General features: G+C 70.8%; 24 protein-coding genes and 2 pseudogenes. 12 read left to right on the top strand and 14 right to left on the bottom strand.

Annotation, left to right across the window (positions count from 1 at the left end; genetic code table 11):
* Positions 1-125 precede the first annotated feature (125 nt).
* The 3 genes from OHT74_RS36735 (at position 126) to OHT74_RS36725 (ending at position 1,482) form a co-directional block, all read left to right on the top strand.
* Positions 126-572 (top strand): SRPBCC domain-containing protein, encoded by a 447-nt coding sequence (locus OHT74_RS36735; protein ID WP_266670923.1) that lies wholly within the window; start codon positions 126-128, stop codon positions 570-572.
* Positions 569-916, top strand: coding sequence for an ArsR/SmtB family transcription factor (locus OHT74_RS36730; protein ID WP_266670921.1), 348 nt, complete (start codon positions 569-571; stop codon positions 914-916). Before OHT74_RS36735 ends, OHT74_RS36730 begins: the two co-directional genes overlap by 4 nt.
* A 269-nt stretch (positions 917-1,185) precedes the next feature.
* On the top strand, positions 1,186-1,482 hold the full coding sequence (locus tag OHT74_RS36725) for a zinc-ribbon domain-containing protein (RefSeq protein WP_328622652.1): 297 nt from the start codon (positions 1,186-1,188) through the stop codon (positions 1,480-1,482).
* Positions 1,483-1,730: 248 nt separating this feature from the next.
* Here the strand turns inward: OHT74_RS36725 and OHT74_RS36720 are convergent, their stop codons facing one another.
* The 5 genes from OHT74_RS36720 to OHT74_RS36700 all read right to left on the bottom strand — a co-directional run bounded on the left by OHT74_RS36720 (position 1,731) and on the right by OHT74_RS36700 (position 5,664).
* The gene (locus tag OHT74_RS36720) at positions 1,731-1,883 is read right to left on the bottom strand and encodes a hypothetical protein (protein ID WP_328622651.1); all 153 of its coding nucleotides are present in this window, start codon (positions 1,881-1,883) and stop codon (positions 1,731-1,733) included.
* 476 nt (positions 1,884-2,359) lie between these two features.
* A complete protein-coding gene (locus OHT74_RS36715; RefSeq protein ID WP_328622650.1) occupies positions 2,360-3,454 on the bottom strand; it encodes a CU044_5270 family protein in 1,095 nt (364 codons plus the stop codon).
* Positions 3,451-4,089, bottom strand: coding sequence for an RNA polymerase sigma factor (locus OHT74_RS36710; RefSeq protein ID WP_266670912.1), 639 nt, complete (start codon positions 4,087-4,089; stop codon positions 3,451-3,453). Before OHT74_RS36710 ends, OHT74_RS36715 begins: the two co-directional genes overlap by 4 nt.
* A gap of 86 nt (positions 4,090-4,175) precedes the next feature.
* On the bottom strand, positions 4,176-4,646 hold the full coding sequence (locus OHT74_RS36705) for a hypothetical protein (RefSeq protein ID WP_267002173.1): 471 nt from the start codon (positions 4,644-4,646) through the stop codon (positions 4,176-4,178).
* Positions 4,647-4,677: 31 nt separating this feature from the next.
* Positions 4,678-5,664: a GNAT family N-acetyltransferase gene (locus OHT74_RS36700; protein ID WP_328622649.1), complete on the bottom strand. Its 987-nt coding sequence runs from the start codon at positions 5,662-5,664 to the stop codon at positions 4,678-4,680.
* A gap of 52 nt (positions 5,665-5,716) precedes the next feature.
* On the opposite strand from OHT74_RS36700, the gene OHT74_RS36695 reads away from it, so the two are divergent.
* A complete protein-coding gene (locus OHT74_RS36695; protein ID WP_328622648.1) occupies positions 5,717-6,349 on the top strand; it encodes a TetR/AcrR family transcriptional regulator in 633 nt (210 codons plus the stop codon).
* Between the two features lie 18 nt (positions 6,350-6,367).
* Here the strand turns inward: OHT74_RS36695 and OHT74_RS36690 are convergent, their stop codons facing one another.
* Together OHT74_RS36690 and OHT74_RS36685 are read right to left on the bottom strand one after the other, a co-directional pair.
* Complete coding sequence (locus tag OHT74_RS36690; protein WP_266670904.1) at positions 6,368-6,820, bottom strand: DoxX family protein; 453 nt, start codon at positions 6,818-6,820, stop codon at positions 6,368-6,370.
* Positions 6,821-6,902: 82 nt separating this feature from the next.
* Positions 6,903-7,301 (bottom strand): VOC family protein, encoded by a 399-nt coding sequence (locus OHT74_RS36685; protein WP_328622647.1) that lies wholly within the window; start codon positions 7,299-7,301, stop codon positions 6,903-6,905.
* A gap of 103 nt (positions 7,302-7,404) precedes the next feature.
* Between OHT74_RS36685 and OHT74_RS36680 the strand changes: the two genes are divergently transcribed.
* Positions 7,405-8,451, top strand: coding sequence for an Lrp/AsnC family transcriptional regulator (locus tag OHT74_RS36680; protein WP_328622646.1), 1,047 nt, complete (start codon positions 7,405-7,407; stop codon positions 8,449-8,451).
* 74 nt (positions 8,452-8,525) lie between these two features.
* Here the strand turns inward: OHT74_RS36680 and OHT74_RS36675 are convergent, their stop codons facing one another.
* Positions 8,526-9,461 (bottom strand): LysR family transcriptional regulator, encoded by a 936-nt coding sequence (locus tag OHT74_RS36675; RefSeq protein WP_328622645.1) that lies wholly within the window; start codon positions 9,459-9,461, stop codon positions 8,526-8,528.
* Positions 9,462-9,595: 134 nt separating this feature from the next.
* On the opposite strand from OHT74_RS36675, the gene OHT74_RS36670 reads away from it, so the two are divergent.
* The gene (locus OHT74_RS36670) at positions 9,596-10,846 is read left to right on the top strand and encodes an MFS transporter (protein ID WP_328622644.1); all 1,251 of its coding nucleotides are present in this window, start codon (positions 9,596-9,598) and stop codon (positions 10,844-10,846) included.
* Positions 10,847-11,084: 238 nt separating this feature from the next.
* Positions 11,085-12,308 carry a PP2C family protein-serine/threonine phosphatase gene (locus OHT74_RS36665; protein WP_266670894.1) on the top strand — a complete coding sequence of 408 codons (1,224 nt, stop codon included), beginning with the start codon at positions 11,085-11,087 and terminating at the stop codon, positions 12,306-12,308.
* Between the two features lie 75 nt (positions 12,309-12,383).
* Here the strand turns inward: OHT74_RS36665 and OHT74_RS36660 are convergent, their stop codons facing one another.
* Positions 12,384-12,941 (bottom strand): TetR/AcrR family transcriptional regulator, encoded by a 558-nt coding sequence (locus OHT74_RS36660; protein ID WP_328622643.1) that lies wholly within the window; start codon positions 12,939-12,941, stop codon positions 12,384-12,386.
* 324 nt (positions 12,942-13,265) lie between these two features.
* On the opposite strand from OHT74_RS36660, the gene OHT74_RS36655 reads away from it, so the two are divergent.
* Positions 13,266-14,216 (top strand): oxidoreductase, encoded by a 951-nt coding sequence (locus OHT74_RS36655; protein WP_328623467.1) that lies wholly within the window; start codon positions 13,266-13,268, stop codon positions 14,214-14,216.
* A 47-nt stretch (positions 14,217-14,263) separates the two neighbouring features.
* Here the strand turns inward: OHT74_RS36655 and OHT74_RS36650 are convergent, their stop codons facing one another.
* From OHT74_RS36650 to OHT74_RS36630, 5 genes are all read right to left on the bottom strand, one after another.
* Positions 14,264-15,958, bottom strand: a complete 1,695-nt coding sequence (locus OHT74_RS36650; protein WP_328622642.1) for a DUF885 domain-containing protein — start codon at positions 15,956-15,958, stop codon at positions 14,264-14,266.
* An 87-nt stretch (positions 15,959-16,045) separates the two neighbouring features.
* Positions 16,046-16,864: a response regulator transcription factor gene (locus OHT74_RS36645; protein WP_328622641.1), complete on the bottom strand. Its 819-nt coding sequence runs from the start codon at positions 16,862-16,864 to the stop codon at positions 16,046-16,048.
* A 139-nt stretch (positions 16,865-17,003) separates the two neighbouring features.
* The gene (locus tag OHT74_RS36640; protein WP_328622640.1) at positions 17,004-17,510 is read right to left on the bottom strand and encodes a GNAT family N-acetyltransferase; all 507 of its coding nucleotides are present in this window, start codon (positions 17,508-17,510) and stop codon (positions 17,004-17,006) included.
* Positions 17,503-18,768 (bottom strand): MDR family MFS transporter, encoded by a 1,266-nt coding sequence (locus tag OHT74_RS36635; protein ID WP_328622639.1) that lies wholly within the window; start codon positions 18,766-18,768, stop codon positions 17,503-17,505. Before OHT74_RS36635 ends, OHT74_RS36640 begins: the two co-directional genes overlap by 8 nt.
* Before the next feature lie 9 nt (positions 18,769-18,777).
* On the bottom strand, positions 18,778-20,763 hold the full coding sequence (locus OHT74_RS36630; RefSeq protein WP_328622638.1) for a YcaO-like family protein: 1,986 nt from the start codon (positions 20,761-20,763) through the stop codon (positions 18,778-18,780).
* Positions 20,764-21,460: 697 nt separating this feature from the next.
* On the opposite strand from OHT74_RS36630, the pseudogene OHT74_RS42245 reads away from it, so the two are divergent.
* The 4 genes and pseudogenes from OHT74_RS42245 to OHT74_RS36610 form a co-directional block, all read left to right on the top strand.
* Positions 21,461-21,565: pseudogene (locus OHT74_RS42245) on the top strand (DNA-binding response regulator); the annotation flags it as partial.
* A 306-nt stretch (positions 21,566-21,871) separates the two neighbouring features.
* Positions 21,872-22,039 (top strand): MMPL family transporter, encoded by a 168-nt coding sequence (locus tag OHT74_RS36620; RefSeq protein ID WP_328622636.1) that lies wholly within the window; start codon positions 21,872-21,874, stop codon positions 22,037-22,039.
* Between the two features lie 552 nt (positions 22,040-22,591).
* Positions 22,592-25,093 (top strand): annotated as a pseudogene (locus OHT74_RS36615) (SpoIIE family protein phosphatase); the annotation flags it as partial.
* A complete protein-coding gene (locus tag OHT74_RS36610) occupies positions 25,093-25,440 on the top strand; it encodes a hypothetical protein (RefSeq protein ID WP_328622635.1) in 348 nt (115 codons plus the stop codon). The pseudogene OHT74_RS36615 and the gene OHT74_RS36610, both read left to right, overlap by 1 nt.
* Positions 25,441-25,574 lie beyond the last annotated feature (134 nt).

The raw sequence follows: 25,574 nt of genomic DNA, 5'->3' as shown, positions 1-25,574 counted from the left end.
GGCGAGCAGGAGAGGCCTGCAGGGCCAGCGCGACCACCCTCAGGCGCAACCTGTCGGTTGCACTTGAAGGACTTACGTGCAACCCTGGAGTTGCATCATTGGATCGCAGATGAAGGAGTTCCGTCATGAGCGAAGACCGGATCGAACGCGAAACCCTGATCGACGCACCCGTGGACCGGGTCTGGCCACTGGTGGCGGAGCCCGGCTTCTGGGTCGCCGACCCGTCGAGCCCGTCCGGCACCCTGGCCCGGGAGGGAGAGTCCCTCGTGGCACGGAACGCCGAGTACGGCGATTTCCCGGTGCGCGTGGAGAAGGTCGAGCCCCAGACCTACCTGGCGTACCGCTGGGCCAGCGCGTTCCCGGGAGAGGAACTGCGCGAGGACAACAGCACCCTCGTGGAGTTCACGCTGACCCCGGAAGGCGACAAGACGAGGCTCCGCGTCGTCGAGAGCGGATTCGCGACCCTGGCCGGGCCCGAGGACCTGCGGGCCAAGGCCGTGAAGGACAACGCCGGAGGCTGGCCCCAGGTGCTCGACGCCCTCAAGAAGCGCATCGAGCAGTCCTCCGCGTGACGGACGAAGATCGCGTCGGGGCGGAGGCCGTCGACGGCGTCCTCGCCGCCCTGGCCGACCCCACGCGACGGCGACTGCTGGATCTGCTCGCGGCGCAGGGCGAGGCCTCTGCGACGGCGCTCGCGGATCGGCTCCCCGTCTCACGCCAAGCCGTGGTCAAGCACCTCGCCGTGCTGGACGCCGCCGGTCTGGTTTCGGGCAGCCGGGTCGGACGCGAGGTGCGGTACGCGGTACGGCCCGCGGCACTGGACGCGACGGCCCGGTGGATGGCCGCGCTCGCCGCCGACTGGGACAGGCGCCTTGCACGCATCAAGCGCATCGCCGAGTCGACGGAGGAGCACTGAGGCCGCGCCCTGGCCCCGTCGAGAAGCGCCGGCCCTCCTCGACGGGGCCGCGCCGAACGCCCGGATCCCCCCAGGCGCCGGCGCCTGCTGGTCTCCTCCCGGCGTTGAGCCATGGCAGTGGCCCCCGACCGAACGAGCTGGTCAGGGGCTCATCCGCAGTGTGCGTCGAGTCCCTGAGCGGCTCTGGGGGCTGCCTGGGAAATGGGAGAGAGGATCTCGGTCAGCGTCCCCGCCCGGCGGTAGGCGCTGAGCCTGGAAGGGCCGAACTTATGATCATCTTTGGCACCAGGATATATCTGTACCAGCTCGCGATACTCGTGCTGACGTGCCGTCACTGCGGCAACCCTGCCGCGCACACGCTCACGAAGCACGTCACCAAGTTCACGCTGTTCTTCGTGCCGCTGTTCCCCATCTCGACGAGGTATGCGACACAGTGCACGTTCTGCGGCATGGAGCAGGAGGTGCCCAAGGAGTGGGCCGAGCAGTCGCAGGCACAAGCCGCAGGCGCTCCCGGCGGTGAGGCGTACGGGCAGTCGCAGCAGCCGTACCAGCACCCTGGAGTGTGATCGATCGCGGCCGAGGTGGTCGGCCGCATCCGGCGGGTGAAACGCCCTGTCACGGTCCACTCGCCGCGATCCCGTGCCCCCCTGACCCCCTGACCAGGCGCTGACACCCGGCGCTGATGCGGGCGGCCGCCCTCAACCTCGAGGCGCACGGCCCTTCCTGGGACGACCTCCCCGAGGAACCTCCGCGCCCGAGCGGACACCCTCGACCCGGAGGGAGCCCTGCCTTGGGGGCAGGCTCCGGGGCAGGGTCAGATGTAGCGGTACTCGGGGAACTCGTCGACGAACGCGGTGCCCGCGGCAAGCAGGCGGGCGTTGCCCGGCACGAGCAGCACGGCCGCGCGCAAGCCCAGCCGGAAGCGGGCCAGCGCGGCTCCCTGGGGGCCGCTCCGGGAGAGGGACACCAGCCGATCGTTCCACCAGAGCTCAGCCGCCTGGCGCTGGTCGTCCGAACATGGCCCATGCCGCCGCCTCCGCCATGTCCCCCCGCCCCCGGGCCCGTCACTGCGCACTCACCGTCAGCACGCGGTTACGCAATACGGGTGACTCCATCTCAGCTGCCTCCCGTCAAGGAGACGTTTCGCGCCAGTGGGGGCAGCGGGAGGGAGGGAGCCGAAGCCGCTGCAGGGTGACGGGACGATCCCCCGATGTCCGCTCCGACGGCCCTTCACGGTGAGCGTGTCCCCCGTGCCACCGACACCTACGCAGCAGGACTGCCACAGTGGGGGACCCGCTACCTGGTCAGGGCCGAAAGAACCTGATCGGCCCCGACCAGGGTCCCGGTCGCCACCCTCTGCTCAGGTAACGGGAACCGCCTCCGTTCCCGGGAGCGGACGCGGCCGACGGCCGACACCGTCCCGCGAGGGGCAGGGCAGGCGCGTCAGACGGTGCCCTGCGTGGCTCCGGGCCGCTTCTTCTGCCCGTCCACCACGGCCCGCTCCAACACCGCCGTGCGCTCGACGACCGTGCCCGCCTTGATCCCGTCGTTCTCCTTGACCTGCACGCCCCGGCTTCCGAGGTAGGCGTACGTCGAGCGGTCGAAGACCCATTCGGTGCGGTCGCCGCGCCGCTCGTCGAGCCTGGCCAGCGCGATGCCGTCGCGCCCGGCCGCGTCCTGGGAGTGCTGGACGACGATCACGCCCGGGATCTTGGCGGCGGCCTGGTAGAGGGCAGCGGCGACGGGCGCGGGGACCAGTTGCTCGTGCAGCATGGAGCCGATCTCCTGGAACGCCTGCTGGTCGCGGTCCCCGCTCTCGCCGACCGCCGCGTAGGCCGCCTTCAGCAGGGCGTCCGGGTCGGCGTTCTGGGCCTTCAGCCAGTTGTACGAGAAGTTCGGCGCCTCGCCCGGTACGTCCTGGCCGTTCTTCGGCTTGGACAGCGGGCCGTCCTTGTCCAGCGTGATCCCGCCCTTCGGCTGCTGCCCGGGCTCGTCCAGCCAGCCCTTCGTGCCGTCGGGGGACTTCCAGACCTCCCGCATGTGCAGCGGCTGCACCCAGGTCTTGGACTCGTTCTTGTCGACGTCGTGCGAAATGGCCAGGTACGAGACCTGGCTCTTGACGTACACGTACTGGCCGGGCCCCGGCTCCGGCAGCCGCCCCGTCGACGCGGCGGCGGCGATCTGCCGCACGGTGGTGGCCACCTGCTCCGCGCTGCCCGCCTCCACGGCGACCACCGGCGCCTCGACCGGCGCCGCCCGGCCGGGACCGGCGGAGCCCGCGACGGTGTTGAAGACGACCACGGCGGCCAGCGCGGCGGCCGTGACCGGTGCGCCGACCACCAGGGCCCGGCGTACCGGCCGACGGGACGGGGTACCGGGGGCGGTGTCCCGGGTAGAACTCTGGAACTCGTTCATCAGGTGCTCCTCAAGAAGGCGCTGACGGTCGAGCGGCAGTTCCGGGCTCCCCGGGGGCGGCAGCAGCCGGCCCAGCTCCGCGTGGTCCAGCGACTCGTCTCGCCGCCATTTCCTGCGGATCATCGGGTTTCCTCCTCGTGCGACTCTTGCGACCGGGCCGCAGGAGTGCGGCCGCCCTGTACTTGTCCGGAGCAGGGGGTGAGTTCCCCGATTTTTGCCAGTTCCTCCTCTGCGAGCCTGCGCAGCCGCGTCCGGGCGCGGGACAGCCGGGAACGGACCGTGCCGACGGGCACGCCGAGCGCGGCGGCAGCCTCCGCGTACCCGAGTCCGGACCAGACGCAGAGCGTGAAGACCTCCCGCTCGCTGCGCCGCAGCTTGCCCAGCGCGCGCTGCGCGGCGGCCAGCTGGTCGGCGTCGGCGAGGCGGGCGACGAGTTCGTCGGCGAAGTCCGGCACCGTCTCCTTGGCGGGCAGCCGCCCGAGGGCACGCTGGTGCCGACGGGCGGCCCGCGTGGTGTTGCGCAGGACGTTCACGGCAATGCCCATGAGCCAGGGGCGCGGGCTGTCCCCCTCGTCGCGCAGCTTCGCGCGCAGCCGCCAGGCCTCCATGAAGGTCAGCGAGACGACGTCCTCGGCGACGGACCAGTCCCCTGTGACGCGTACGGCATGCCGGTGAACCAGCTGCGCGTGATCGCGGAAGATCTCCCGGAACGCCTCCGGTTCCCCGGCGCGTATCCGGGAGTGCAATGAGTAGTTCACATCAGCAGTTGTCCGCCCGAGCAGGGAGGGTTCCCGTGGCTCATGTCACATGGTGGTGGCTACCTGGTCCGCGGAAAGTTCCGCGGTCACTTCAGGCGGAAGCTGCACATGGACGCCTTGCCGTCCTGGTTGTCGGCGACCTTCTTGCCGTCGACGGTGATGACGCACGGCGCCGCCTTGAGCATGCCGTCGGCGGCCTGCACCGAACCCGGGACCACGGAGACCGTCGTGCCGATGCGCTTCTCGGCTTCGGTGGTGAAAGTGATCGTCTCCGTCTTCTTCCACGGCAGCGTCACCTGTTCGCCCTTGTTGGACGCCAGGTTGTAGTAGATCTGCGTGGTTCCGGAGCCGAGCACCTCCAGGGTCACCTCGTGGCTGACCTCGCCACCGCCCGAGGCCGGCTTACCGGATCCCGACGGGCCGCTGCTCGCGGTGGCGGCAGGCTTGTCCGGGGCCGTCGAGCCCTTCGCGTCCTCGGACTTGCTCCCGCCGCCTCCGCATCCGGTCAGCAACCCGGCGGCCAGCACCAGAGCCGTACCCGTAACGATCTTCCGCATGATTTCCCCTCGTTGGACGAAAGCCATGATCTTAACCAGGGCATTCGGCGACGGTGACGGGTGCGTCGTCCCAGGCCAGCGAGGACATCTTCCATCCTGACGGGGTCCGGAGGAACTGGGTGGTCTTGTGGCCGGAGCCCTCGAACCACTTGCCGTTGTGGAAGCCGGACTTGCGGTATTCGCTGAACCGGTGCGCGATCGATCCGAAGATCTCGGTCCGCTCCGCGACTTCCCATTCGGAGAACTCCGTCAGCGTCCCGTCGGTCAGCATCTTCTGCCGTGGTTCGATGAACGCGTCGAGGTCGTAGATCACGGGCTCGTTCCCGACGTTCGCGATGATCCTGCCCTGCGGAATGAAGACGTCGCGGATGACGCCGAGGTCCGGCCGCCGGTCGCCGGTGTTGGTGAAGGCGCCGACGAACACTCCCATCAGCCGGTCGAGCTCGGCCTGGACGCCGGACACGGGCACTTCCCCGAGAGGCGGCCATTCTTCGGAGAGGAGTGACCAGACTTCGATGTCGTGCCGCACACCTCGGTACGCAGAATGCTGCCGCAGCACACCGTCGCGGGTCATGCCCAGCCGGCGCGCGACGTCGATGCTGCGGGTGTTGCCCGCCGCGGCCCACCATTCGACGCGGCTCATCCCGCGTTCCTGGAAGGCCCAGCCGATCAGTGACCGGCAGGCCTGGGTGACCAGGCCCCGCCCCTCCCCGGCCGACTCCAGCCAGCAGCCGATCTCACACACCCCGGAGGCGCTGTCGAAGCGGGGGAACATGACGCCGCCGACCAGCGTGCCGTCCAGCCAGATCCCGTAGATGCCGCCGGTGTCCGTGGCCAGGCGGTCGGCGTATCGCTTGAGGGTAGCCGTGGCCGAGTCGAGGTCGGTGCTGTACGTCGCCCAGGGTATCCACGGGTCCACGGAGGCCCGGGCGCGGTCGATGTGGGCGAGGAACTCCGGTGCCTGCCAGGGCTCCAGGGGGCGGAGCTGAGCATGGTCGCCGAGCGGCAGGGTGAACATGGACGTCTCACTCTCTGGTGCGTAACAATCGTTCGGTACGTAGGATGGCAGTATGCCGCCTGCACCTGGAGACCGTGAAGCCCGCCGCAAGGACGTATCCGAGGCTGTGTGGCGCGTGCTCGCCGACAAGGGGTTCGGCGGGCTGACCCTGCGTGCCGTCGCCGCCGCGATGAAGGTCTCGACCGGGATGCTCATGCACTACTTCCCGACCAAACGGGCCCTGATCACACACGCCCTGGACCTGCTGGAGAAGCGCACCGCGGAGCGTCCCCGCCGCGCGCGTCCCGCCGTGGGCCTCGCCACCGTGCGCGCCATGCTCCTGGACATCCTGCCGCTGACCCCGGGCGACATCGCACGCAACCGCATCTGGGTCAGTTCCTGGGACCTCTCCCTCGCCGACGACGGGCTGACCGCGCAGCAGGCCGATCGCTACACCCGGCTACGCTCGACGCTCCGCCCCCACCTCGAGGCTGCGCGCGACCTCGGCGAGCTCCCCTCGGCAGCCGACCCGGACCAACTCGCCGCCTCCGTCGTCGCGTTCACCCACGGACTCGTCGTCCAGGCCCTGTTCGACCCCGACCGATTCCCCGAGGACGTGCAGATCACCATGCTCGACGACTTCCTCGCCTCGACCGCGCTGCCCCGGTCCGCCGCCGGCAGCAGCCGCCCGGCCGCCGGCCGGTAGAGCGGCCCCTGACGCGGCTCAGTGTTTCCGGCTCACGCCGTGGCGGAGCACCACGGTGACGGTGGCCGCGAGGAAGACGCATTGCATGGCCGTCCGGGGGCCGAGCCGGTCCCACCAGGGCACGGCACCGCCGGCGGCGGCGTACACGTTGGCGGGAAACATCACGACCAGCATGGCGCTGAGCACGGCGGCCGAGAGCCGGGCGGTCCTCGACCACAGCAACCCGACTGCGCAGGCGAGTTCGGCGATGCCGGTCAGGGTGACGAGCAGCCCCGGCGCCGGCAGGGCAGACGGCACCATGGCGATGATTTCCTCGCGCATCCCGACGAAGTGCGCGGCCCCGGTGAGCGTGAACATGGCCGCCAGGCCGCCTCTCAGCGCAGCGATCGGCCGACGGGGCCGTACGGCCCCGAGCGGCTTGGCAAGCAGCAGCAGGCCGGTGACGGCAATGAGGACAACGAGCGGTTCCATGTGCGTACCTTGGTGACGTGGTGAATACCGTAGTGGGGCCCTTGAGACGCGAGGGCGGCGGACACTTCCCCGCCTCTGCCGTTCAGGCCGAGTCGCCGGCCACGGCTGCGGCCGACCTGCGGATGACGTCCGGATCGATCTGCTGGATCTGAACGACGACCCCGTCCGGGTCGGTGACCCGGACGCTGCGGCCGAAGTTCTCCTCGACGAGCTCGCACGGGTAGCCGCTGCGTTCGAGTCGCTGCGCGACTTCCTCCAGCGGTTCGTCGGTGGTGAAACCGAGTTCGGTGGTGGCGGGCGGCCGGCCTTGCGAGACGGCAGCGGCGTGGACGCCGACGGCGCCCGCGGCAGCGGTCAGCCGGACCCAGACTGCCGCGCCCGGCTCCTGCCGGACGGCGAGTCCAGTCCGGCGTAAAAGTCCCGGGACGCCTCGACGTCGGCCACGTACCTGATGGGAAGGACGGTCAACATGGTCTGCCAATCTGTGGTCGCTGTTGCTGTTGCCACCAGCGTCCGGGCCGGCACCTCCTGGAGCGCTGTAGAGTCGCCGCAATCGTCGCGATCAGACGTTCGAGGGGGGCGTGGTGACGCAATCCGCCACACTCGACACGCTGGATCGCCGTCTGATCCACGCCCTTCAAATCGACGGGCGCGCCTCATTCAGCAGGATCGCGGGCGTGCTCGGGGCCCCCGAGCGCACCGTCATACGCCGGTACCACCGCCTTCGCTCGGCTCTGGTGCTCCGGGTGGTCGGGCTCGTGGACAGTCGCCGGATCGGCAAGCTCGACTGGTTCGTCCGAATCGACTGCACCCCTGACGCCGCCGACGCGGTGACTGCCGCTCTCGTGCAGCGAAGCGACACCTCGTGGATCGCCCCGCTCGTCGGCGGGACGCGTCTGACCTGTATGGTCCGCACCCCGATCGAGGGATCGGACGGCGGACGTCCGCTCTTCGACCACCTGCTGCGGACCCAGGGGGTTCGGGACGTCGAAGCAAGCTGCGTGCTTCGCCCGGTCGCCGGGGTCGGCGGCTGGGCAGGCCGGACGAGAGCGCTTGAGGCCAGCGAGCAGACGGCCCTCCTCGACCCCGCACCGGAGCCACCGGACGACCTGGAAGCAGCCCGCGCGGAGGCCGGCTGGGGTGAGGCGGAGGAACGACTGGCGGGGGAACTGGCCTTGGACGGCCGGGCCGACATCGCCCAACTGGCCACCGTCACCAGGTGGTCGGCCTCGACGGTTCGCCGCCGCATCGCCGCCCTGAGAGCCGCCGGAGTGCTGCATTTCGAGGTGGACGTGGACCCGTCCCACTTCGGCTTCCCCTTGGAGGCGCTGCTGTGGCTGGAGGTCGCACCGGCAGCGCTGGCCGAGGTGACGCAGACGCTGTCACGGAACACCGCTGTCACCTTCGCCGCCGTCACCACGGGCCGGGCGTCGGTCTTCGCCATGGTCCAGTGCCGCGACACCAGCGCCCTGTACGACTTCTTGGCCGACGAGCTGGCCGCGCTGCCAGGCATCGGGCGGGTGGAGAGCGCCCTGATCCAGCGCCGCGCCAAACGGGCGGGGCCTCTCCTCCTGCCGCCGGGGCCACAACGGCCGGGAGAGCGCGGTCCGGGACGGGCCCAAGGGCGCTGACCCGACCCTTCCAGTTCCGCGGGTCGGGCCGACCAGCCGGACCGCGCCCACAGGGTCGCGGCGATCTGCGGCGTTCAGCGTGGAATCACCCAGCTCGGCGCCCAGCTCCCGGCGGCGTCGTGGGCGGCCGCCGTGGTGGCGAGGTGGGCGCGGAGGGTGGCCAGTGCGGGGTGGGGGTTGTCACGGTGCCAAAGGAGCGAGTGGGGGTAGACGGGTGTCGGGTCGGTCACCGGGATGCGGCGCAGGCCGTGGCCGGCGGGCCAGACGAGGCGGGTGTGTTCGCCCATGAAGGTGGCCAGGGCCGGGGTGTCGGCGACGGTGTCGAGGAGCGCGTCGGAGCCGAAGTTGGGGCCGGTCGCCTCGATGGTGAGGCCGAACTCGGCGACGAGGACGTCGTAGTAGGCGGCCCACTCGGAACCGGGGACGATGCCGGGCATCCAGATCCTGTGCCCGGCGAGCTGGGCGAGGGGCACCGACCGGGCACCCGCCAGCGCGTGGCCGGGGCCGGTGAGGAGCTGGAGCGGCTCGTCGAGGACCCGGACGGACTCGATGTCTTCGGGAAGGGGCCGGCCGGGCGCGGCGACGGCACGGAAGGAGGCGTCGATCTCACCGGACCGGATGGCGGCGACGGCCGTCTGGATGTCGATCAGCATGAGCACGTCGAGGTCGATCTCGGGGTGCGCGTGGTGGAAGCCGCGCATCAGGCCCGACGCGGCGCCGCGCGAGGCGATGATGTCGACGCGCAGGGGACGGCGGCCGGTGTGCACGGATGCGATCGCGCGTTCGGCGACGCGCAGCAGTTCGCGGGCATGGGGCAGGAACGCCTGCCCGTCGATGGTGAGCGCGGCGCCGCGCGGGGTACGGGTGAACAGCCGCACCCCGAGGTGGCGCTCCAGCGCGGCGATGCGTTTGGAGACGGCCTGCTGGGTGACCGCCAGCTCGGCGGCTGCCTCCTGGAACTGCCCCGCGTCAGCGGCGGCGACGAAGGTCCGGACGGTGTCGAGGTCCATGCCGATACCCTACGGCCACAACCATCGGTTGTGGCTGACGATCCTGTGGTTGTTTGATCCCTGGTCGTGGTGCTCGCTTTGATGCTTCCGATCGCGGATCGGTTGTGCAGGCGAGGGGCATCGGACATGAGGACATGAGGAGCGGACAGCGGCTGGGACGGCGGTTCGGGTGGCTCTGGGCTGCGTACGGGACCAGTGCGCTCGGCACGTGGCTCGCCTTCGGCGCGTTCCCACTGATTGCCGTCCAGGTGCTGCACGCCGGACCGGCCGAGGTCGCCGCGCTCTCCTCCGCAGGGGCTGCGGTGGGCGCGGCCGCGGCGGTGCCGCTCGGCCCGTGGGTGGAGTTCCGCCGCAAGCGGCCGGTGCTGATCGCGATGGACCTGGTGCGGTGCGCAGCGCTGCTGACGATCCCCACCGCGTTCGCGCTCGGTGTGCTGACCTTCGTCCAGCTTCTGCTGGTGTCGGTCGTCGTCGCGGCGGCCGACATCACCTTCCGCGCCGCCTCCGGCGCGTACCTGAAAACGCTGCTGGCGGGCGAGGACCTGCTCGTCGCCAACGCCCGATTCGAGTCCACGGCCTGGACGACGACGATCATCGGACCGCCGCTGGGCGGCATGGCGATCGGGCTCCTCGGCCCGGTGGCGACAGTGGTGGCAGACGCACTCAGCTATCTGCTCTCGGCCCTGGGCATCCGCGCGACGGGCGGGCACGAGCCCCGGCCCGAGCGCCCGGCGGCCACGCACATGCGGGCCCGGGACCTGCTCGACGGCTGGCGATACATCCTCGCCGACGCGACGCTGCGTCCGCTGTTCTTCAACACCGCCTTGTTCAACGGCCTGGTCATGGCCGCCCAGCCGCTGCTGGCCGTCCTGATGCTCGGCCCGCTCGGCTTTGCACCGTGGCAGTACGGCCTCGCCTTCGCCGCACCCTCGATCGGCGGGCTGCTCGGTTCACAGCTGGCCCGACCGCTCGTCACCCGGTTCGGACAGCGCCAGGTCCTGGCCGTGGCCGGGACCCTGCGCGCGATCTGGCCCATCGGCCTTGCCTTCCTTGGACCGGGTACGGGAGGGCTGCTGCTGGTGATGGGCGTCGAACTCGGGCTCATCTTCTGCTGCGGGGTCTTCAACCCCGTCCACGCCACCTACCGCCTCGAGCGCACCGCGACCGACCGGGTCACCCGCACGCTGTCCGCCTGGGCGGTGACGACCAAGGCCACGACTGCGCTGCTGACGGCCGGCTGGGGCGTGCTGGGCGCCCTGTTCGGCCCGCGTACCGCCATCGGCCTGGCCGGCCTACTCCTCCTGGCAACCCCGCTGCTGCTCCCCCACCACTCGGCAGCGTTTCCCTCCGAGCCGGAACCGGCACCGGAACCGGGCCGCATCTGACGGGCCACCGCAGCCGTCACAGCGACCGCTGCAGCCGTGACACCCGCCGGGGCCTCCCACCCGGCCGGGCCAGGCATCCGGCATGGCATTGCTGCGACCGACCACCAACGGGCGAGAGGGTCCGAGCCCGGCGCTCAGGCGGCCCTCTCACGTCCTGCCCAACGGATTCCCGCGCTCTCGTCACCCGGCTTCTATCGTGGGAACCACAGACGGCATCGCGCGCTGAGGCAGGCCGACCATGGCGGAGGCGGAAATCGACTACGCGGGAGTGTTCCAGGCACTGCCCGGCATGGTCGCGCTCCTGACTCCCGAACTGGTGTACGCGGACGTCAACGAGGAGTTCCTGCGGATGGCGGGCCGGACGCGCGAGCAGGTGGTGGGCCGGTACCTGTTCGACGTCTTCCCCGACAATCCCGGCGACCCCACCGCCACCGGCGCGCGGAACCTGCAGCTCTCACTCCAGCGGGTGCTCGCCACCGGCGAGCGGGACACGATGGCGCTGCAGCGCTACGACGTGGAGTCCGTGGAACGGCCGGGTGAGTGGGAGGAACGGTACTGGAGCCCGGTCAACGCACCGGTGCTCGGACCGGACGGCCGGGTGGTGGTGCTGGTGCACCGCGTCGAGGAGGTCACCGAGCTCATCAAGGCGCGCGGCGCGCGAGGCAGCCGTACCCGGGTGCTGGAGGCCGAGCTGTACACCCGGGCCAGGGAACTGCAGGAGCTCAACGAACGGCTCCGCGAGGCCCACGCCCGCGAGCGCGAGGTCGCCCTCGCCCTGCAGGACGCGATGCTGCCCGCCCCCGGACCGTTCGGCCACCACCGAGCCGCCGTGCGCTACCAGCCCGCAGTGGGAACGCTCAACGTCTGCGGCGACTGGTACGACCTCGTCGACCTGCCCGGCGACCGCATCGGCGTCGCCGTCGGCGACGTCGTAGGCCACGGCCTTCACGCCGCTTGCGTCATGGGCCTGCTCCGCAGCGCCCTCAGCGCCGCCTCCCGCGTCGCCGACGGTCCCGCCCAAGCCCTGGAAGTCCTCGGTCTGTACGCACGCTCCGTCGCAGGCGCCGAGAACACCACCGTCGTCGAGACCTGCATCGACTGGGACACCCACACCATCACCTACAGCAGCGCCGGCCATCCCCCGCCCGCCCTGCTCCGCACCGACGGCACCGTCGAATTCCTCGACCAGGCCACCGATCCCCCGCTCGGTGCCCGCCCCGACCACGTCGACCGCCCCCAGGCCACCACCCCCTTCACCGAGGGCGACACCCTCGTCCTCTACAGCGACGGACTGATCGAACGCCGCCGCGAGGACATCGACACCGGCCTCGCCCGCCTTGCCGACGCCCTCGTCCACCACCGTGGAACCGACCCCGAGCCGCTCGCCGACGCGCTACTCCTCGACCTGCTGCCCGCTGTAGGCGCCACCGACGACACCGCCCTCGTCATCGTCCGCCTCTGACGAACCCCTGCCTCCCGGAACCCGACGCCCAAGGACAGCCGGGCGACGCCGTGCGCCCATGCCCGTAGCCCTCGGTCACACGGCCGGCAGCACGCGTGCGTGCGCGGCGGCCAGTGCAACGTGCACTGCCCTGTCTGCGGTCGTTTCGTCGACCGGCTCCCCGGTGAACACGAGCCGGAAGTAGATCGGCGCGATGAGGGCCTTGATGAGTTCGGCCGGGTCGGTGTCCGCAGGTAGTTCGCCGCGCTCGATGGCCCGGGTGACAACGGGTTCCGCCCGCCGGAACCGGTCGTTGAAGAGCGCGTGCTTGACTTCGGCGAGCCGGGGGAGGCGTACGGCGTCCGAGAGCACGGTGGTGAGCAAGGCCCGGCCTGTTGGCGTGGTCATGGTGGCAACGAGGGAGCGGGCCAGCGCGCGCAGGTCACTCTCCACCGCTCCGGTGTCGGGGATCGGGATGTCCGTGGCGAAGTGGCCGGCCAGCGCCTCGGTGACAAGGCCGTCAGCGTCCTTCCAGTTCCGGTAGATCGTCGTTTTGTGCACGCCGGCCCGTTGGGCGACGCGTTCGACCGTCAGCGCCGTGTATCCGGACTCCGTGAGCTCGGTGATGGCAGCCTCCAGTACGGCGGCCCTCATCTTGTGGCCTCGTCCGACAGCGGGGGCACGCCGGGAGGACGACTCAGCAGACTCCATTGCAACTCCTGGTTGCGTTGATGGCGGAACATGCGACAGGATCAGGCTATCGCAACCTTGAGTTGCGATGCTGCTGTGCTCTTTCGGAGCCGCAGGCACTTCTGGCCCACGGATCGAGACCCCATGACCCATGACTCCCGGGCAGCCGCGCGAGCCTCACTGCGCGACGGCGACCGCAACCACGACGACACGGCCGTGCGCAGCGCCGAGTACGGCCCCCGCTCGGCCGACGATCGTTCCGCGGGCATGCCGCAGACGCTTCCACACATGAGCTGGACGCCGGATTCCGTCCCTGACCAGTCGGGGCGGGTGGTGGTTGTCACCGGCGCCAACAGCGGCATCGGGTACGTCACCGCCCGCGAACTCGCTCGCCGTGGTGCCCATGTCGTCCTGGCCTGCCGCAGCCACGAGCGCGGGCGGGCGGCAGTGGAGCGGCTGCGAAGCGAAGTACCCGGTGCCCGCACAGAACTGCGCATGCTCGATCTCGCAGACTTGGAATCCATCCGCGGTTTTGCCGAGGGCTGGAGCCACGACCGGCTTGATCTCCTGGTGAACAACGCCGGCGTGGCCATGGTGCCGTTCTCCCGGACGGCTGACGGCTTCGAGTCCCAGTTCGGCACCAATCACCTCGGTACGTTCGCGCTCACCGGCCTCCTCATGCCGCACCTGCTGGCCGCCGCCGACCCGCGCGTGGTCACGGTCAGCAGCGAGGGCCAGCGATTCGCCCGGTTCGACATGACCAACCTCAATGCCGAGCACCGCTACCGAGCGTTGTTCACCTACCTGCAGTCCAAGCGGGCCAACCTCTACTTCGCCACGGAACTGCAGCGAAGGGCCGATGCCGCCGGGCTGAGGCTGCGCAGTATGGCGGTCGCCCCCGGACTCACACGCTCCAACGTGCTCACCGGCGGCGCCAACAGCACCCGCGGCCGCGCGTACGGGATCCTCACGCGCCTGCTCTTGCGCACCGCCTTCCGCCCCACGCCGGAAGGAGCCAAGACCTCGCTGTACGCCTCGACAGTCCCCAACCTGCCCGGAGGCAGCTACGTCGTGCCCGACGGGCCCTTCCAGCTCAGGGGCGAGCCCGTCCTGCGCAGCCGAGAACGTGCCATCCAGGACTCCGCTACGGCCCACCAGTTGTGGGCGCTCTCGGAAGATCTCACCGGAGTGCACTACTCGTTCCCCGCGAACCGACGTACGGGCTCGCGGCCTTCTTGAGCGCAGATTCACCGACCGGCGACAACCCCGAGCCGCGGCACCCTCCCTCAGAGCGCCGAAATCTCGCTCAGCAGGTCGTCCAGGCCCAGCGAGCCCTGCGACAGCGCGGCCATGTGCCAGGCCTTGAGGTCGAAGCCCGCGCCGTGTCGGGCTCGGGCCGCCTCGCGGCCCATGAGCCATACCCGCTCGCCGAGTTTGTAGCCGATGGCCTGGCCCGCCATGCCCAGATAACGAGTGACCTCGCTCTCGACGTAGTCGGCCGGGCGGCTGGTGTGACGGGCGAGGAACTCCTGAGCCAGCCCCGGCGTCCAGCGCTCGCCGGGGTGGAAGGGGGAGTCCTTCGGGATCTCCAGCTCCAGGTGCATCCCGATGTCGATGACGACGCGGATGGCCCGCATCATCTGCGCGTCCAGGTAGCCCAGCCGCCGCTCGGCGTTGGACAGGAAGCCCAGCTCGTCCATCAGTCGCTCGGCGTACAGCGCCCAGCCCTCGGCGTTGGCGTTGACGAGGCCCACGGTGGTCTGGTAGCGGGAGAGGTCGTCGGCGACGTGTGCCCACTGGGCCAGCTGGAGATGATGACCGGGTACGCCCTCGTGGTACCAGGTGGTGACCAGGTCGTAGACCGGGAAGCGGGTCTCTCCCATCGTCGGCAGCCAGGTCCGTCCGGGCCGGGAGAAGTCCAGCGACGGCTCGGTGTAGTAGGGGGCGGCGGCACTGCCTGGCGGGGCGATGCGCGACTCGACTCGGCGTACCCGCTCGGCCAGTTCGAAGTGGGTGCCGTCCAGCGTGTCGATGGTTTCGTCCATCAGTGACTGAAGCCACTGCCGGGTCTCCTCGACCCCCTCGACGGCCTCGCCGTGCCGGTCGCACCAAGCCAGCGCCTCCCAGGGGGTGCCGGCGCCCGGCAAGACCCGTTCGGCCTCGGTGCGCATCTCTGCGAGCAGCCGGTGGAATTCGGTCCAGCCGTACGCGTAGGCCTCGTCCAGGTCGAGATGGGCGCCGTTGTGGTGACGGGCGAGACGGATGTAGCGCTCCCGGCCGACGACGTCGGGTGATCCCTCGACGGCCGGGGCATAGGTGCCACGGAGCCAGTCGCGCAGTTCCACCAGGCCGCCGGTGGCCACTGTGGCGGCCGTGGTGAGCTCGCCCCGCAGCCGCTCGGGACCGGGGTCGGTGAACTCCGCGAACCAGCTCCGGTCCGTACCGATCCACTCGGTCAACTGGCCGACGACGGCCGAGACCTGCCGCGGCCCTGCGGGCAGCCCGCGTGCGAGGCCGGCGTCCAGAGAGGCACGGTAGCCCGCCAGGGCGTACGGCACGGCGCGCAGCCGTCGCGCGATCGCGGCCCAGTCCTCGTCCGTGTCCGTGGGGGTGAGGGTGAGGACGTCGCGGACCTGGTGCAGAGGTGAGTCGAGGTTGCTGACCGTACGCAGGCCCTCGCCCGCCTCGTGCACATCGAGTTCGGCGGTGAGCCGCTCACGCAGCAGCCGGGCGCAGCGGCGCTCGGCGATGTCGTCCGCACCGGGAACGGCCTCTGCGGCGGCGAGCTGCCGCAGGGTCTTACGGGCGAGCTGGGCCACCGCTTCCTGGCCCTCCGGCGAGAAGTCGGGGAGTCGGCCGGAACTCTCGGCGACGCCGAGGAAGGTGCCGGCGATCGGGTCGAGTTCTACGAGGGCGTCGACATGGGTGTCGGCCACCTGACGGGGCAGCCGACCGTCACGGGGATTGTTGGAGTTGGGCATTCGAGCCGTCCTTGTGCGATGCGTCTGCAGTTTCAGTGCCGCCGTCCCGGACATCTGGTCGTCCTTCGGAATTCGACCCACTTCGGATCAGATCCATTCCAGATTCCGGGCGATGCGCAACGCGTCAATACGGTTGCGTGCACCAATGTTCACTACGATGGATGAAATGTAGTTGCGCACCGTCCCTTCCGAAAGAGACAGCCGGGCAGCGATTTCCTCCACCGTGTCACCGCGGTCGAGATGCTCGAGCACGGACAACTGCCGGGGGGTCAGCGGGCAGTCTCCGTTGGCCACGGCCGCGACCGCGAGCTCGGCGTCGAAGGCTCGCTCACCCTCGTGCACCAGGAGGATGGCCTCGAGAAGGCGCTGAGGCGGGACACTGCGCCGTATCATTCCGCCGATTTCCCCGGCGAAGGCCCTGCGGACGGCGGATCGGACACACGCGGTGGCAACCAGCAGCGTGCGGACCTTCGGAAGGATGGCAATCTTCTCGGCAATGTCGACGGTTTCCTCGTCCCTGCCTTCGAAACTGATGATCACGACATCGGGTCGATTCATCTCAGCGAACTCAAGTGCGGCATACCTGTTGTCCACCGATCCCACGACTCTGATTTCCGGCTGCTGATCCAGCAGTGCCGTGAGCGCGAATCGAGACAGGGCGAGATCATCGTAAACCATCACATCGACACTCATTCGGATCCCCCGATCAATTGAGACGATGCAGCCGGCCGGGCGGGCGCGACCCGGAAGGCGTGGGCATACCGAACACCCTTGCATGCGACGCGTTTCGGACGTCGAATCATCCGCTGCCTGTGTCAGGTCGTGCTCGCGGATCAGGGGCGCGGAGAGCCGCACCCGGGCACCCTCGGCCCTGGGCTGACGCTCGGCAGCACGCAGGTAGCGCACGCTGCACGCCGACCACGCGCCGACGGCGGAGCCCCACTCTGCGGCCCGGGGTGTAGCGCGGCGTTGGCGCGAAATGGTGTGCGGTCACTGCTCCGGGCGGATCCACCAGAGCCTCGGAGGGGGCGACCAGGTCCCCCGGTCACCGCAGCGGCGTCAAAGGGAGTGCAAGGAGGTCCACACCGTGCGGTGGCCCAGTGAGTTCGCCGACCTTCGTCCAGCCCCACCGCCCGTACAGCTCGCGCGCCGACGCCTTGCTCGACGCGGCGAGTACGGCGAACGGCTCGGTGCGGTCGGCCAGCAGCAGGTCCAGCAGCTCGCGCCCGTGCCCGCGACCGCGCAACTCGCTCACGACCGCGAGCTCGTAGACGTAGAACAGCGGCCGGCGCAGCCACCGCGGCGCGGGCGCGGCGGCACGCGGATGCCACCATCCCTCCTCACGGTGCACGCCGTAGGCGAAACCGCTGAGCACACCGCCGTCGAGGACGGTGGTCACGGAGAAGCCGGGCAGCGCCGCGTGGCCCGCCAGCTCTCGGGCGAAGCCGTCTGCGGCCGCCGCGTCCTCGTGGTAGGGCGGCTCGTGGTAGACCCGGTGGTAGACGTCGCGGAACTCCTCCGGGCGGCGGAGCTCGGCCGCGCGCTCAGCCATGGACGGTCTCCCGCTGGACGTGCGCGGGCAGCACACGGTGGAGTCGCTGCAGCACCACGACCGCCGCGAGGCAACAGAGGCAGAGCGCAAACCACGGCAGGCCCGCTCCCCGCGCCAGCAGCCAGGTGAACACCGTCGGCGCCATCACCCGGGCCAGGCTCCACATCAGCTCCTCCAACCCCAGGTACCGGCCGCGAAGATGTCCTGCGGCGATCGCCACGGTCAGCGCACTGCTGGTCGGGGCCTGGAGCAGCTCAGCGACCGTGAAGACGACCATGCTGAGGATGAGCCCGCCGAAGGCCAATCCGACGTGCTCGCCGGACACCGCCGCGAACAGCGCGAAGGACACCATCCACAGGACGGACGCCACCTGCAGCACTCTGGTCCGCCGGTACCGCTCGACCGCCCTGGCCACTGCGGTCTGCGCCAGCATCACCATGACGGTGTTGATCGCGAACAGCATGCCCGGCTGCCACGCCGGCAGCCCGCGTGCCTCGATCACGTAGGCGCTCAGCAGCATGGTCAGCGCGAGGTCGCACAGGGCGAACACGCAGACGGTGGCCAGGACGCCGAGGAACGCCCGGTCGGCGAGTACCTCCCGGTACCCGTCGCGCCGTTGTTCCGGAGCGTCCGCGGCCGGGACCGGGCCGCCACCGCCGCCGGAAGGCAGCACGGTGGTCCGGCGCCAGGTCGCGACCAGCCCGGCGGCGACGAGGAACGACACGGCGTTCAGCGCGACCACGGCGGTGTAGCCCGAGGTGCCGCCCCACCCGACGAGCGTGCTGCCCACCAGTCCGCCGGCGCCGATCCCGACGTTGCGCAGGGACCGGTCCATCGCGTACCAGCGCGCCCTGTGCCCGTCGTCGGCCACCTGCGCCACCAGCGCGGAGACCGCGGGCCGGAACAGGCTGTCACCCCACAGGGTGACCGTGACCAGCACGACCAGCTGCCAGGGAGTGTCGGTGAACACGTAGGCGGTGAAGGTCAGTACACGGATCAGGTTGCTCGCGATCAGCACGCGCCGCGGCCCGATCCGGTCGATCAGCGGGCCGCCCAACGGTCCCGCGGGCAGCGAGAGCAGCGCGCCGACGGACAGCATGAGGCCGACCGTGGTCAGTGGGATGCCCTTGGCGGCGTGGAAGTACACGACGGCGAAGGGGAGGAAGAGCCCGGTGCCCAGAGCATCGACGACCTGCGCGACGATCAGAGGCTTGCGGCCTTTGGTGTTCGGCAGGCCGAGTGTGTCGATGACAGCCATCGGTATCCCTCACGCGTGGGGTAGTGGGAAGACGTTGAACTCCTCCTCGGCCAACGGCTGCGACCGCCAGCCGAGCCGGACGCCTGCGCGGCCGATCCTCCCGTCGCCCCACATGGGCATGCCGGCGGGGAAGTTCGACACGAGGCCGGGCACGATCGTGTGGGCGGCACTGAACCCGGCCGCTTCGGCGTCACAGGTCGTCAGGTCGACACTGATCACCTCGAAGCCACGGGCCTCGACCCGTTCGCGGTAGGCCTCGAGGCTCCGCTGCTCGAGCGCGGGCAGTCCGTCCCAGGGGCGGGTGGGGAGGTCCAGTACCCAGGGTGCGACCCGCTCCCCCGCCCGCGGGTCGAGGTGGACCTGCTGCTGGCACAGCAGGTCCCGGACGTCGCTGAAGTCCGGGCGGTAGGAGTCGAGATAGCGCCGGTCGGCTCGGTACGGCTTGAGGTTGCCCAGGTGCGGCAGCTCCGCCAGGCCGTCCGCCAGCGTCTTGTCGTCGTCGAGGAAGCGGCAGGTGTGGTGCAGGGTGAACCCCTCGGCGAGCGCCTTCTCCGCCGCCTCCAGCGGGTCGGGCCGGGTGGCGAAGCCGATGCCCAGCCACCCGGCGGCCCGGTCGCGTACGACGGCGGCGAGCACCGGGACGTCGAACTCGTTGTCCAGATGGATCAGGCTGATGTCGTAGGCGTCCAGGCTGTCGGCGACCAGCTCGCGGATCCGGTCGGGCATCGGCAGCCGGGGAAGGCGGGCGGCGTTGGCCCACCACAGCATGGTGGTGTCCCGCTCGATCACCTCTTCGAGCCCCGAGGTGACGGCGTGCTCCTCGCTGACACCGCAGGCCACGCCGGCCACCAGCGGGTCGGAGTAGGCAACCGGGTCGTGCTCTCCGTGGGCGACCAGGAAGGCGGGCACCCACGCAGGCTCGCCGGTCGTCCACGAGTGGCCCTCGACCCAGGCGCACTCCGCGTCCACGGTCAGCGGCGCGAAGGGGAAACCCTCGCTCTGGTACTGCCGCTGCGAATACAGGTGCAGCCGGCGCGGGTCGAGCGCGGGCACCCCGGCCCTGCGCAGCTGGGCGTAGCTGCCGAACCGGAGCCGGTCCTCGGGCAGCCGGCTGCCGCAGTAGCGTTCGACCGCCTCGCCGACGGCGCTGCGGCGGGCGGCGCCGAAATCGGACCAGGACGTGCCGAACGCCTGCCGGTCGTTGGGCCAGTCCGCGACGCGCCGCATGTCGGCGACGTCCACCGCGCACACGCGCAGCCGCGCCGGCATGCCCGGCAACGGGGCCAGCTCCTGAACGCCGGTCACCACGCCGACCTGGTCGTCGACGAGCAGGTCCGCCTCGGCGTCGCCGCGCCCCACCGGCCGCGGCCGCGTCGGAACCGGCAGGATGGTGCGCTCGATCCGGTCGAGCCGGCGCGGATCGAGCTCGACCTCGTCGACGGTGGCCTCGCCCGTGACCCAGCGCTCCAGGTACGTGCCGAGCTGTGCGGATGTCCAGCGGACGTCGCCGTCGCGGAGCCGATGGCTGTCGGGCTGCGGCGCGTCCCGCATGGCCTCGACGACCCGCGGGTCGTGCGCCGCGCTGAGCCGGCGGTCCAGCACGTCCGCGAAGTCCGCCGTGGTACCTGGGGTGATGGCAGGACCGAGGACGGCCCGACCGCGTTCATGGCGCAGCGGCAGCCAGCGCAGGCCGGACCGGGCACACAGCTCGTCGATACGGCTCAGTTCCCGGTGGGCGGAGTATGAGAAGGCGGCGACGAGCACGGTGTCGCGGACATCGATGACGGACAGGTCCTCCGGGGCCGGCCCGACATGTGCGTAGCCGGTGGTGCTCAACGCGTGGGCGAGTGGGGCGGTGAGCTCCGGCGCGCCGGTGATGAGGACCGTCGTACGCGCCGCTCGCGCCGCCCGCTCGGCCTCGACGCCGCCCCCGGCCGGACGCAGGCAGCCGTCTTGCCGCAGGACGTCGACCACCTCGGCGTATTCGGAGGTCATTCCCTCCAGCAGTTCGCTGCGGGACCTGGTTCCGTCGCAGCGCGCCAACCATGCACGAAACTCTGATGTGGGGGCGGATATATAGAACTGCCCACCGTTCGGCGTGGCGAGAAAGCACAGATCCTGCTCGAGGTCGTATATCTCAACGTCCACGATTTCCAAAGCGGTGTCGTCCGCCGACATATCAGCCCCCATAGAAACTGACTCCTGGTGCAAAGTGCCACGGTCCCGGGAGAACCCCGGGACCGTGGGCGAAGGACCTCAGAGGGTCAGCTTCACTTGGCGACCGAGCGGTTGTGGACGACCGCACGGTTGTGCACGACCGCGCGGTTGTGGACGACGGCACGGTTGTGGACCACAGCGGTGATGGCGTTGGTCTTGACGGTCGAGATCATGGTAATACCTCCCGTTTGGCTGTCAGTTACGAGAAATACGTTACGGGCATTCAGCACCGCCACCTAGGTGCATTCCTCACGAATCCTCGTGGATGGCTCACGGGTTCACCCGGAACTCCCCGTGCGGGAATAGGGAACAGGGATACGGCGTCTACCGGCGCGATGTCCGGCGTTCCGGGGGGCGTCGGTGACCTGGGGGCAAGGCCCTGCGGTTTCCGCAGGGCCGGCACTGCGGAAAACACCTCCAGGGGTGGAGGAGGCGCCGGGCGGGGTGGCCGAGCGGTGCAGCATCCCGCTGCGCAGTCGAGACGCAGCGTCCGGACATCGTCGTCGTCGACATCCGGATGCCCCCGACCCACACCGACGAGGGGCTGCGGGCCGCGGTGGAGATCCGGGAGCGCCGGCCTGAGGTCAGCGGTCATCCGCACCACGCACGGCGTCCGCCAGCCCGGCTCACGCCGCGCGAGCGCAGTGTGCCGAAGTCGCTGGCACAAGGGCACACGAGCCGTACGGACGTCCGGTCCGAGGAAGTCCAGGCGCTCGGCGAAGCTCCGCTGGTGGGCCGCGCATCCGTGGACCGTATCGGGCTGTAGGCGGTCTTCGTCGCCCGTGTCTCTTGGGCGGGGCCGCGGGCACCAACAAGATCAGCGGCGAGGAGTCCGGGGTGGGAGAGTCGGGCCGCCGGTTCAAGATCGCACCACTTGATCGTGTCCATGGCGAGACTCTGTCTGGCCCAGGAGGCCACCTTCGCTTCCCTGGCCACGGCTTCGATCATCGCCGTGGCGGTCGCCGTGCCGGCCTCCCTGACCGTCCTGCCGGCGCTCCTGGCCAGGCTGGGCCGCTGGGTGGACCGCCGCGGGTGCCGCTGCTGGGGCGACTGACGATGCGCTCCGGTGGAGCTGGTGGCCGGGCGGACTGTCCGGCGGCCACCGTGCCCAGCATGCCGCGGGCTCCGGCCGCCCGGCCGAGGCCACGCCCCGGCCCCGCCCGACATCCGCGGACGAGCCGCAGCACGCAGGATTCGGCGCCCCTCAGCCCGCCGACCCCGGCGGCGCCGCGGCCCCGGCCCGCACCGGTCCGACGCAGGCCTGGCCGCCGCTGCCGCAGCGCCACGACGGCCGAAGACCGTCAGTCAGGCCCTGGGCCAGGTGATCGACCCGGCTGCGGCCGCTCCCGGGCCGCGCGCTCATCTGCGAGGGCCGAACAGGGCCCCGAGACCTCTCGACGCCGCCATGAACGAGCCGATCGGGAGCGCGCCGGCCATCGCCCGGGCACTTGGGTGCACGACCTCGTGCCCGCCCATGGCCGCATCCGCCGGGCTACCGGCAGGGTCCACGTACCAACGGCTCCACCGGCCCACCGGGACTCTGTCCGCTCCCGACTCGCCGTGACGGTGTGGGGCGCGACAGCATGGAGGGAGGGCGGTCGGCCGCGGCTGCCCTCGCAGAAAGGCGTTACAGACCGTGACGAGGCAGCGCTTTACGTTCTGCGGGGCTGAGCTGGCCGCTGTCTACGTGCTCGCCGACGGCCGCGAGGAACTCCATCTGGCCGAGATGACCGGAAACCGCTCCATGCTGTACGGGCTGCCAGCGGTCCTCTCCGTGGACGGGCACTCCCCGGCCGCCGAGGCCTACCGCTCGGGCCGCCCGCTGTGGCTGAACCCGAAGGAACTCGCCGCATACGTGGAGGAGGATCCGCACCACTTCCCCGGACGGGTGCGGGACGACTCCGTCAGGGCATCGCCGGCCAGGCTGTCGCTCGGCGCCCTACCGCTCGGGCACGGCGCCAAGGAGCTCGGTTGCCTGATCGTCGCCGGCAATGTCCCCGACGGGTTCAGCGACGACCGCCGGAGCCTGCTGGAGCTGTACGCCGACCAGGTCGCCGCCGGACTCGCATCGGTGGCCGCCCACGCGCCCGGGCGCGCGCCCCCGCGCCCCGTGCGGGGACACACCTTGGTGCCGCTCCGGGGCGGCGCGTTCATCCTGGAACTCGGCTCCGGCCGCATGGAGGCGCACGCGCGCGTACTGGAACTGCTCGGGATCCCCGCCGACCAGTTCGACGGCAGCGTGGAGACGCTGCTCGCGAGTGCCGTGCCGGACGACATCCCTGCGCTGATGGCCATCGTGGAGCCCGACAGGCTGACGTCGGGTCCGCAGCAGCTGGCGTTCCGCATCCGCCGACCGGGAGGTGAACTGCGCTGGCTGGGCCTGCGGTGCCGGGTGATGACGGATGACGACGGCACTCCCGAACGGGTCCTCGGCGTGGTGGCCGACGCCTCCTACCTGCGCCCCAGTGCCGACGAAGTCTCCATCGTGCAACGGCTGTCCGCCACGCTGGCCGGCGCGACGACCATCAGGGACGTCAGCCAAATAGTCGTCAACTCCCTGCGCGGCCCACTGGACGCGAGCCGGGTGGCGGTCGCCGAGCTGGAGGCCGACCGGCTCGTGGTCACCGTCCTCGACCCTCCCGAGCCGCAGGCATGGCCGGGCATGTGGCGTTCGGAATGGCGGTCCGAGTGGCCGGACGCCTCGATGCACGACCTGCCCACGCTGCAGACCGTACTGCGGGAGGGCCATGTGAGCCTATGGCCGCCGGGTGCGGACCTCGAACCCGCTCTCGCGGGGATCGGGCCCGGCGGCCTCGCGGTCCTGCCACTGCCGGCGGACGGCCGGATGGTCGGCGTCTGCCTCGTGGGATGGGACGGTGAGCACCGGTTCGGACCGGAGGAGCGGTCGCTGCTGACCGCCACCGCGGGGCTCGTGGGGCAGGCGCTGATGCGCGCGCACGCGCTGAACGCCGGCCACGAACTCGCCACGATGCTCCAGCGCAGCCTGCTGCCGCGCAAACTCCCCTCGCTGCCCGGTGGGGTGGCCGTCGCCCGCTATCTGCCCGCGACCGCGGGGCTCGAGGTGGGCGGCGACTGGTACGACGTCATCCTGCTCGGCGACGGCCACGTGGCGCTCGTCATCGGCGATGTGCAGGGACACAGCGCCGGAGCCGCGACCATCATGGGCCAGATCCGGACGGCCGTAAGGGCCTACGCGGTCGAGCGCCACCCGCCCGATGTGGTCATCGCCCGGGCCAACCGCCTGCTCGTCGGCATGGAGACAGATCTCTTCGCCACTTGCCTGTACGTGGACCTGGACATGGAGGAGGGCATCGCCTGGTTCGTCCGCGCCGGGCACCTGCAGCCGGTCCTTCGCAAGCCGGACGGCAGCACGGAGGAGATACCGGTCGAAGGAGGACCGCCACTGGGAGTGGTCACGGACACCGAATTCCCCCTGACGGAAGTCGGCTTGGTCCCGGGGACGATGCTCGCCCTGCTGACGGACGGCATGGTCGAGTCGTCCAACGTCCGTCTGGAGGAAGGCATGCGCCGGGTGTGCGAAGTGCTGGCCTCATCAGACCCGGCCGACCCGGGGGCGGTGGCCGACGAGCTGGTGGCGCGGGTCAACCGGCGGGACGACGACGTGGCGCTGCTGCTCCTGCGCTACGACGGCACCCGCGTCCGGCCGATGCGGTCGAACTGGACCGTCTGGCGGCTCCCCGACGCCGTCCACCACGCCCGCCGTTTCACCGCGCGCACACTGCGCTCGTGGGGCGTGGCGGAAGAACTCGACGTCGCCCTGCTGGTGGTCTCCGAGCTGGTCACCAATGCGATCGCCCATACGCAGGGAGAAGTGCGGCTGGATCTGACGCTGTCCGCGGACCGGCTGCGGATCGCCGTGAACGACGCCTCGCCCCGCAGCCCGGTCAGGCCGGCGAACGTGGACTGGTCGGCGACCGGGGGGCGGGGAATCCTCATCGTCGAGGCAACGACGGCGTCGTGGGGCTCGGTACCGCTCAGCGGCGGCAAGCAGGTGTGGGCGGAGGTGCCGTTGTCCACCCCGCGATCCGCTCACCAAGCGCGCTCAGCGGCTCCGCCCGGGGGCTGATGACCGCTCGAGTAGCCATCAATGGCTGCATCAGTGCCGAACGGGGATCTGCCGGCCGGTTCCCCACTCGAGACATCACGGCGTACATCAAGGCGCGCAACACTGGAGCGAAGGGGCTGAACGTCTCCTATGAGGCCTTCTTCCGTGTCGTCGATGGTGGGCATTGGGAGAAAGTAGGCAGCGGGCGCGCCTACGTCCGGGCCGGCGAAGCCATCGGCCCGGTCGAAGTGGGAAGCACGACGCGGGTATGCGGCCCCGTGAAGGTCGAGATCCGAGTACATGCTCGGGCCGACGGCGCTGCTTGGAGCGGCTGGTCTCCCGCGGCCAAGAAGCAATGCCAAACCTGAGAGCCTGGATGTTCTGTGCCCCGGCGGGGCGGGGCACAGAGAACGGAGCCCCGGCCTCAGCCGCAGCCCATCGGTTCGCAGGCGAGCACGCCCAGCCGGAGCCCTGCTCGGGCGGGCCAGGTACGGCCGGGTCC

The sequence above is a fragment of the Streptomyces sp. NBC_00354 genome (genome assembly GCF_036106915.1).
Lineage (GTDB): Bacteria > Actinomycetota > Actinomycetes > Streptomycetales > Streptomycetaceae > Streptomyces.
The sequence above is the reverse complement of the archived record's forward strand: the minus strand, read 5'-3'. Positions and strand labels throughout refer to the sequence as shown.